Source organism: bacterium, from assembly GCA_035703895.1.
Taxonomy (GTDB): domain Bacteria; phylum Sysuimicrobiota; class Sysuimicrobiia; order Sysuimicrobiales; family Segetimicrobiaceae; genus Segetimicrobium.
Genome location: DASSXJ010000149.1, coordinates 1 through 7,737, shown reverse-complemented (window position 1 = coordinate 7,737; position 7,737 = coordinate 1). Strand labels below are relative to the sequence as shown.

General features: G+C 66.6%; 8 protein-coding genes. 2 read left to right on the top strand and 6 right to left on the bottom strand.

The genetic code is table 11. The features are described 5' to 3' along the window. On the bottom strand, positions 1-674 hold a 674-nt coding region (locus tag VFP86_10130; GenBank protein HET8999992.1), incomplete at its 3' end, for an amidohydrolase family protein. Further along, complete coding sequence (locus tag VFP86_10125) at positions 674-1,426, bottom strand: amidohydrolase family protein (protein ID HET8999991.1); 753 nt, start codon at positions 1,424-1,426, stop codon at positions 674-676. The genes VFP86_10125 and VFP86_10130, both read right to left, overlap by 1 nt. A gap of 94 nt (positions 1,427-1,520) precedes the next feature. Between VFP86_10125 and VFP86_10120 the strand changes: the two genes are divergently transcribed. Next, positions 1,521-2,303 (top strand): 3-keto-5-aminohexanoate cleavage protein, encoded by a 783-nt coding sequence (locus VFP86_10120; GenBank protein ID HET8999990.1) that lies wholly within the window; start codon positions 1,521-1,523, stop codon positions 2,301-2,303. Positions 2,304-2,314: 11 nt separating this feature from the next. On the opposite strand, the gene VFP86_10115 is transcribed toward VFP86_10120, so the two are convergent. Genes VFP86_10115 through VFP86_10105 form a run of 3 tightly spaced genes read right to left on the bottom strand, consistent with a single transcriptional unit; the run spans position 2,315 to position 5,742 of the window. Beyond that, on the bottom strand, positions 2,315-3,187 hold the full coding sequence (locus tag VFP86_10115) for an ABC transporter permease (protein ID HET8999989.1): 873 nt from the start codon (positions 3,185-3,187) through the stop codon (positions 2,315-2,317). A 9-nt stretch (positions 3,188-3,196) separates the two neighbouring features. After that, on the bottom strand, positions 3,197-4,135 hold the full coding sequence (locus VFP86_10110; GenBank protein ID HET8999988.1) for an ABC transporter permease: 939 nt from the start codon (positions 4,133-4,135) through the stop codon (positions 3,197-3,199). Positions 4,136-4,149: 14 nt separating this feature from the next. Then, positions 4,150-5,742, bottom strand: coding sequence for an ABC transporter substrate-binding protein (locus VFP86_10105; protein ID HET8999987.1), 1,593 nt, complete (start codon positions 5,740-5,742; stop codon positions 4,150-4,152). Between the two features lie 176 nt (positions 5,743-5,918). Between VFP86_10105 and VFP86_10100 the strand changes: the two genes are divergently transcribed. Further along, positions 5,919-6,869, top strand: coding sequence for an LLM class F420-dependent oxidoreductase (locus VFP86_10100; GenBank protein HET8999986.1), 951 nt, complete (start codon positions 5,919-5,921; stop codon positions 6,867-6,869). A gap of 4 nt (positions 6,870-6,873) precedes the next feature. Here the strand turns inward: VFP86_10100 and VFP86_10095 are convergent, their stop codons facing one another. After that, the gene (locus tag VFP86_10095; protein HET8999985.1) at positions 6,874-7,683 is read right to left on the bottom strand and encodes a hypothetical protein; all 810 of its coding nucleotides are present in this window, start codon (positions 7,681-7,683) and stop codon (positions 6,874-6,876) included. Positions 7,684-7,737: the final 54 nt, after the last annotated feature.

Below are 7,737 nucleotides of genomic sequence, written 5' to 3'. Positions count from 1 at the left end.
CGGCGGATCCGTTCGAGCTCGAACCCCAGGTCGTAGTACGGGGCGCCGCTTCCGAAGACGAGGCGGGCGGCGCCCAGTGCCTGAGACATGTCCTCCATCCAGTCCTCACGGTAGATGCCGGACGTCTGGAGGTAGACATTGGGGCACGTCCGGAGCATCTCCCCGGCCTCGTAGAGCCCGCGGCCGCTGATGTTGATCTGGCCACCGTGAGTAGCGAGGATCATCACCTCGGGGAAGCGGCGCGCGAGATCGGCGATCTGCACGGCGTGGGAGACGACCGGAAAGCCTCCGGCCACCTGCACGAGGATGCCGCGCTCGCGTGCGTATGCGAGCAGCGGGTCGAGCATTCTATCGTTCACACGAAACAGCTCCTCCCAGGGATGCAGCAGGAGGCCGTGCAGGCCGAGCTGCTCCACGCTTCGGCGCAACTCGGCGAGCGCGGTGGAGCCTTGGTGAGGATCGACGCGCGCGAAGCCGATCAGGCGGCGAGGATGGCGGCGGACGGCGTCCGCGACCACGTCATTGGCGGGTTCGAGGTGATACCCGGGAGGGCGGGCCGGGCAGACCACCGCGCGCTCGACGCCGGCCGCGTCGAGCGCCCCGATCAAGGTCTCGCGATCATATGTCGGGCCAAAGAGGTTGGGACCGAGGTACACCTCGGCGTCCAGGATCATCACGCACCCGGACCTCGAGCGAGCAGGCGTCGAAGGTTGCCCCCAAGCACCAATCCCAGGTCGGCTTCTGCGAGGCCGGCGCGACGGACCTTGTCGAGCTCGAGCGCCGGCTGGCAGCCGGGGCCGTCACTGCCGAAGAGCACGCGATCCGGACCGATCGCGCGAACCGCGTCGCGGATCCGCCATGGGTATGGCATGGCGGACGTCTCGAGATAGACGTTCGAGTATGTCCTCGCCACATCAATCGCATCGGCGGTGTGAAAATATCCCCCCATGTGCCCGAGGATGATCGTGGCCTCCGGGCACGCCGCCGCGGCGGGCGCGATCTCCAATGGAGTGGACTGCCCGTCGTCACCGGAGTGAAAGAGCACCGGGACGTCCAATTGCGCCGCCGATCGTATCAAATCGACGACGAGGGCGTGCCCGGGCGGCAGCGCAAAACTGACGGGATGGAGTTTGAGCCCTTTGAAGCCGCGCTCGCGGACGGCGTACCGGAGCAGCTGCGTGGCCTCTGCGGGCTGCCGCGGGTTCAGCCGGACAAAGGCCCAGAGGCGGTCGGGATAGCGGTCGGCGGCGCTTGCCACATACTCAAACGCCTCGAGTTGGGGGGCAGGCGCGTCCCGGTAGGCCATGATGACGGCCCGGCGAATGCCGGCCTCGTCAAGGAGCGGAATCAGCATCTCCGGCGGATCCATCCAGCCGAGCGCCGGAGACTCGTCGACGTGCGTGTGGGCGTCGAGGACTTCCATCATCGTGGCCTGCGGTTGCTAATATGCCGCGATCGCAGCCGACCCCTCTACGCCGTCGCGCAGGAGCCCCCGGGGCTCTCCCGAAACGAATCGATCGATGCCGGCCGCGAAGCGTACGTCCCCGATCCTCGTGAAAGCCTGTCTCAATGGCTCCAGGGATCGCCGCGACCATGAGGCGATCCCGATCACCTCGACCGACCTGGCCATCGACGCCCGGCGCGCGGTCCAGGCGGGCGCCGCGGCGCTTCACGTTCACCCCAGAGGCGCAGACGGATCCGAGACGCTCGACCCAGGCGTCTGCGCCGCGGCGATCCGGGAGACCCGAGCCGCATGCCCGGGGATCCCGCTCGGCCTGTCGACCGGCCTCTGGATTGAAGGCGATCCCGCCCGCCGGCTCTCGCGTCTCGCCGCGTGGGCGCCGCTGCCTGATTTCGTGTCGGTCAACTTTTCCGAACCTGGGGTCCTCGAGCTATGCGAGGTGCTGATCGCCCGGGGGATCGGTATCGAGGCCGGCGTGTGGTCCGTTGCCGACGCGCGGTCCTTCGTCGAGAGCGGGCTACCGGACCGGTGCCTCCGCATCTTGATCGAGCCGCAGGAGCAGGACCCGGGCACGGCGCTGACCACGGCAGCCGCGATCGATGAGGTGCTCGACCGGCACGGGATCCGGCTGCCGCGGGTGCTGCATGGGGAAGGGCTCCCAGCCTGGCCGGTACTCGAGGCAGCCCTCGAGCGCGGCCACGACATCAGGATCGGCTTCGAGGACACCCTCGTCCTTCCCGACGGGGGCCGCCCGCGGCACAACGGCGACCTCGTCGCCGCGGCGGTGCGTTTGGTGCGCCGGCATGGGCACCGGCCCCTCTCCGGGTCTCCACCCGCGTAACGCGCGCCCAGCTACCGATAGAGGCGCGGATCGAGCGCGTCGCGGAGGCCGTCCCCCAGGAAGTTGAACCCGAGCACCGTGACAAAGATGGCGAGGATAGGGAAGAACGCCATGGACGGCGCAATGTCCAGAAAGTCTTTCGCGGAAAACACCATCGCACCCCATTCCGGCGTGGGAGGCTGAGCGCCGAGGCCGAGAAACGACAGGACCGACGCGGCCAGAATTGCCGACGCCATGCTCAACGTCGTCGTCACGATGATCTCCGAGGACGCGTTCGGCAGGACGTGGCGCACGACGATCCGGCTATCGGTAGCCCCCACGGCGCGGCTGGCTTCGACGTATTCCCGGGTCCGGACCCGGAGCACCGCGCTGCGCGTGATGCGGACGAAGGACGGGGTCGCCCCAATCCCGACCGCGATCATGGCGTTCGTCAGGCTCGGCCCGAGCGCCCCCAGGATCGCGATGGCCAGCAGCAGCCCCGGAAAGGCCAGCAGCACGTCCATCGTCCGCATGATCGGGTTGTCGAGCCGCGGGAAATACCCCGCCAGGAGTCCCAGCGTCACTCCGCAGAACGACGCGATGCCTACCGAGATCAGCCCGATCGTCAGCGACACCCGGCTCCCGAAGATGACGCGGCTGAAGAGGTCGCGGCCCAGGTTGTCGGTCCCGAAGGGATGCGTCCACGACGGCAACGCCATCCGCTCCCGCATGTTGGGCCGGGCGGGATCATCGGGGACAAATGGGGCCAGCGCTGCGGCCAGAACGAGCACCCCGAGGATCGCCACCCCGATACGGACCTGCCAAGACCTCCGCATCCGCCGCCAGAGATTCGGACCTCGCCGCACCGGCGCAGGAGCGGGCATGGAGAGGGCGGCCTCACTCATTAACGCACATCACTCGTATCTAATGCGGGGGTCAGCCAGGCCGTACACCACATCAACGAGGAGATTGGTGAGGACGAAGGTGACGGCCGCCAACAGGACCGCGCCCTGCACGATGGGAAAGTCCCGCGCCAGGATGGCCTGCACTAGGAGGCGCCCCATCCCCGGGAGAGAGAAGATGCTCTCGGTAACGACGGCGCCGCTCAGCAGGAATCCAAACTGGAGCCCGACCACCGTGATGACGGGCAGGAGCGCATTGCGGAAGGCGTGCCGCACGACGACCAAGAACTCCCGCACGCCTTTCGCCCGGGCCGTCCGCACGAAGTCCTGGTTGAGGACCTCCAGCATCGAGGACCGGGTGAGCCGGGCGAGCAGGGCGATCGTGCCGCTACTCACCGTCACGGCCGGCAGCACGATGTGCCGCCATCCATCGAGTGTCGTTAACGGCGCATATCCCGCGAGCGGAAACCAGCGCAGATTGACGGCGAACACCCAGAGAAAGATCAGCCCGAGCGCAAAGACCGGCATCGCCGACCCGGTCAGGACGATGAAGATCGTGGTGAGGTCCAGCACTGAGTTCCGGTGGTAGGCGGCCACGATCCCCAGTGGGACGGAGACGGCTGTTGTCCACAGAGCCCCGACGACCGCGAGGGTCAGCGTAACGGGAAACGTCGTGGTCAGCCGCTCGAGGACCGGCTCCCGCGACCGGATCGACCGGCCGAAGTCTCCGCGCACGATCCGGCCGAGATACCGGCCGTACTGCACGTAGAATGGCTGGTCGAGCCCCAGCGCCCGTTCGACATCCCGGACAACCTCAGGGGGAGCGTCGGGACCCGCCACGATCAGCGCGGGGTTCCCTGGCGTCAGGTGGAGGATCAAAAAGACCAGAATCGAGACGCCCAGCAGGACAGGTACCGCCCGCAACAGGCGCCTGAGGATATACCCGGCCATGCCCCGGAATCAGGCTACGGCTTCATCTCCAAATCGAGCATCTTGTAGAGCACATTGGCGTGCATCTTGGGGACCTCCAGGCGCGGTGATGCGATCACGACACGCTTCTCGTGCACAACGGGCACCCAGATGGCGTTCGTCACCACGATCTGCTGGAGCTTCTGGTAGGCCGTCATCCGCTCGCCCTCGACGGTACTCGACCGGCTGGCCTCCAGCAGGCGATCGGTATCGGGGTCGGCCCAATCGAACCGGTTCGGCGCAGGACGCTGCTTGCTGTGGAAATAGAAGTAGAGAATGTCGGCGGTCACGTACCTGACCGCGATCAGAAACATATCATGCTGGCCGGCCCGCAGCGCCGCCAGGAACGCGGTCCACTCGAGGCGCTGGGGCCTCATGTCGACGCCGACGCCGGCCAGATCGGCCTGAATCAGGCCTATCAACGCCTCGTTCTGCGGCCCCGGCGAGTAGAGGAAGTTGATCACGAGGGGCTGGCCGTCTTTCTGACGGGTACCCCCCTCTTTGACCGGCTTCCACCCCGCTTCTTCAAGGAGGCGCTTCGCCGTGCTTGGATTGTAATGATACCCGGCCTTTGTCGCCTCCTTCCACCACCCCGGCGTCCCCGGGGCGAGCGGGCCATACGCCTCCTCGGCCAGCCCATAGTAGACGCCAGCGATCATCTCTCGTTTGTTGATGGCGTAGTTGATGGCCTGGCGCACTTTCGCGTCGGCCAGCTGCTTCCTGGTCGTTTTGAACCCCAGGAAAGTCGTGTTCAGGTCGTTGTAGCGGATGACCTTGACACGTTGGTCTTTGGCCAGCCTATCGACCTGGACCGCGGGGACCGATTCATCAAACTGGGCCTCGCCCAGCTGCACGGTGGCCACGCGCGGCGCGTCCTCGACGATGGTGCGGAAAACAACGGTCTCGAAGCGGGCCGGGCCGTGGTTCTTGTAGATCGGGGGGCCCCAATTGTAGTTTGGGTTACGCGTCACGACCAATCGGTCGTTCCGCACCCACTCCTTGAGGATAAAGGGTCCCGTACCATCCACCTTGCCGACGCCGGTCCCGTAGTCATCGCCGGCGCGCGTAACGAAATCCTGGTTCAAGATGCTCGCCGAGTAGCTGGCCAGGTTGATCAGGAGGATCGAGAGAGGTTCCTTGAGATGCATCACGACCGTCGTGGGGTTCGGCGCATCCACGCTCTCAACCGGGGCGATATTGAATGCACTCGGGGAGCCCTTCAGGGTTCGCCAGCGATCGAGCGTGAATTTCACGTCCGCCGCGGTGAGGGGTTTGCCGGAGTGGAACCGGACACCCTTTCGCAATGTAAACGTGTAGGTCTTACCGTCAGGCGCAATCTCCCACTTCTCGGCGAGTCCCGGCTTGACTGTGTTGTCGTAGTCCTGCGACGTCAGCGTATCGTAGAGGAGGTAGTCGACTTCCGCGGACGACACCGCGGTGGTCCGTTCGGGATCCAGGGTCTCCGTCTCCTCGGGGCGCGCGAAGACAAAGGTACTTCCCGAAGGAGGGGCCCCCGTCGCGAGTTGAGCGGGAAGGACGAGCGAGAGACCGGCGAGCCCGAGCAAGACCCACTGCAGAATCGGTCGCATTGCGCCCTCCTGACGAGCGTGTATCCTCCGGTCCCCCCCAGGGATCGACCGGGAGCTGAACCGGGTGGGAGTCGTGGGAAGCGGCTTTCGCCGTGTGACGTCCTTCTCCTTGTGGTCCGCGGCGGGCCGGACATTGTGAAGAGGGCTGTGCGGTCGTCTCCGCCGAAGGGATCGCCATGAACGTCAAGTTCGGCTTCTCATTGCAGGGACGCGGGGTCCTCGCCGACCGGGAATCCATCACCGCACTCGCCCGGCGGGCGGACGCCCTGGGGTATGACTCAATCTGGGTGACGGATCGCTTACTGATCCCGGTCGAGAGCCGCTCTCCTTATCCCTACTCCCCCACCGGCGCCTTTCCGTTGGGACCGGACGAACCCTGGCTGGAACCGCTGACGGCCGTCACGTACCTGGCGACCGTCACCGAACGTATCACGATCGGCATAAGCGTGCTCGTGATTCCGTACCGCAATCCTGTGTTCACGGCCAAAGCACTCGCCACGGCCGACTACCTCTCCGGCGGGAGAATCATCCTGGGCGCGGGAATCGGCTGGTGGCGCGAGGAGTTCGCAGCCCTCGGCATCCCGTTCGAGGGTCGGGCGGCCAGGACGCTCGAGTATCTGCGGATCATGAAAGCGGTCTGGACGAAACCGCGGATCGCCTACGAGGGCCGGTTCATGCATATTCCTGAAGCCGGAGCCGTGCGTCCCCATCCTGTCCGTCAGCCACACATCCCCATCTGGATCGGCGGCAGCAGCGAAGGAGCGCTCAAACGCGTCGCGGCGATCGGCGACGGATGGCACCCGATCGGCCTTCGGCCCCCGGTGACATTGCACCCGCCCGAGCTCTCCACTCGGGTGCGCCGGCTGCGGGACCTCACTGAGGGGGCCGGGCGCGACTCCGCCGGGATCACGATCTCGTTTAAGGCCCCGCTCGCCCTGAGCGGAGCCGGTGGCGCGGCCCGCCTCCCGCTCTCAGGGCCGCCGGGACAGATCGTCGAGGACCTGCGGGCGTACATGACCGCGGGCGTCCAGCATTTCGTGTTCGACTTCACGGTGGGAACGGTCCCCGAGATGCTGAACGTCCTCGAGCGTTTCGCGGCTGAAGTCAGGCCGCGCGTCCAGGGCTAGCGCGTCACACCCCTGTCCACAGCAGAAACACAAGCCCCACGAGCGCGATAAACACTCCACTCAGGACCTCGCCGTAGCGCTCGAGCGGGCCGAGATCGACGCGCTGCAATCCCGCGGTAGACGACACGCACAGCGCGACATATGTCGCAGTCGTCGACAGCGTGAAGATGGTGGCCATCACCGCCAGTTGCGCGAGGCCGTAGCGGCCGGCCGCAAAGAACGCCGGGATGCCCTCCACCATCGGCGACGAGCCGAGAATGAGGAGCAATGCCCGTCGCGGTGCCATTCGGTGCTCGTGTTCATGCGGGGACACCGCCAGGGCAACCGCGGCTTCCGCCTCGTGCCACGTCGATGATGAATGACGGTGAAAATGAACGTGTTGTCGCCCGTCGCCATGGCGGTGCACATGGCGGTGTCCAACGGATGGCGCCGGATGCGAACCATCGTGACCGTGTGTATGCTGGCGTCCCTCGCGGCCGTGGTGACGGCGGCCGGCCGCGTCGCGCCGGAGCTCCCGAAATGACGCGGCCGCCACCCACAGCCCGAACCCGATCAACGCCAGACTGGCGACGTTGGACACAGCTTGGCCAGACTTCGTAGCCACCGCGGTCCCCATGAGCCAGACCACCGCGCCGATCGCCAAGGTCGAGAGCGAGTGCCCGAGTCCGGCGCCAACCGCTGCGCGGGCGGTGTCGCGACGGCCCCACCCCTCCTGTCGTGCGATGAGCGTGATGGGGAGCCAGTGGTCGGGGACGATCGTGTGGAGCACCCCGACGGCGGCCACCGCGGCAATGAGCAAGAGTTGTGGGCTCATCCTCACCACCCTCTTTCGAAGTCGAGGCCCGCGCTCCCTGGAGAGGTGCCGCCG

What these genes read in the sequence shown, in the direction of transcription:
- VFP86_10100 (HET8999986.1), top strand. Translation starts at nt 5,919, where the DNA reads ATGAACGTCAAGTTCGGCTTCTCATTGCAGGGACGCGGGGTCCTCGCC.
- VFP86_10110 (HET8999988.1), bottom strand. Translation starts at nt 4,135, where the DNA reads ATGGCCGGGTATATCCTCAGGCGCCTGTTGCGGGCGGTACCTGTCCTG.
- VFP86_10115 (HET8999989.1), bottom strand. Translation starts at nt 3,187, where the DNA reads ATGAGTGAGGCCGCCCTCTCCATGCCCGCTCCTGCGCCGGTGCGGCGA.
- VFP86_10105 (HET8999987.1), bottom strand. Translation starts at nt 5,742, where the DNA reads ATGCGACCGATTCTGCAGTGGGTCTTGCTCGGGCTCGCCGGTCTCTCG.
- VFP86_10120 (HET8999990.1), top strand. Translation starts at nt 1,521, where the DNA reads ATGCCGGCCGCGAAGCGTACGTCCCCGATCCTCGTGAAAGCCTGTCTC.
- VFP86_10095 (HET8999985.1), bottom strand. Translation starts at nt 7,683, where the DNA reads ATGAGCCCACAACTCTTGCTCATTGCCGCGGTGGCCGCCGTCGGGGTG.
- VFP86_10125 (HET8999991.1), bottom strand. Translation starts at nt 1,426, where the DNA reads ATGATGGAAGTCCTCGACGCCCACACGCACGTCGACGAGTCTCCGGCG.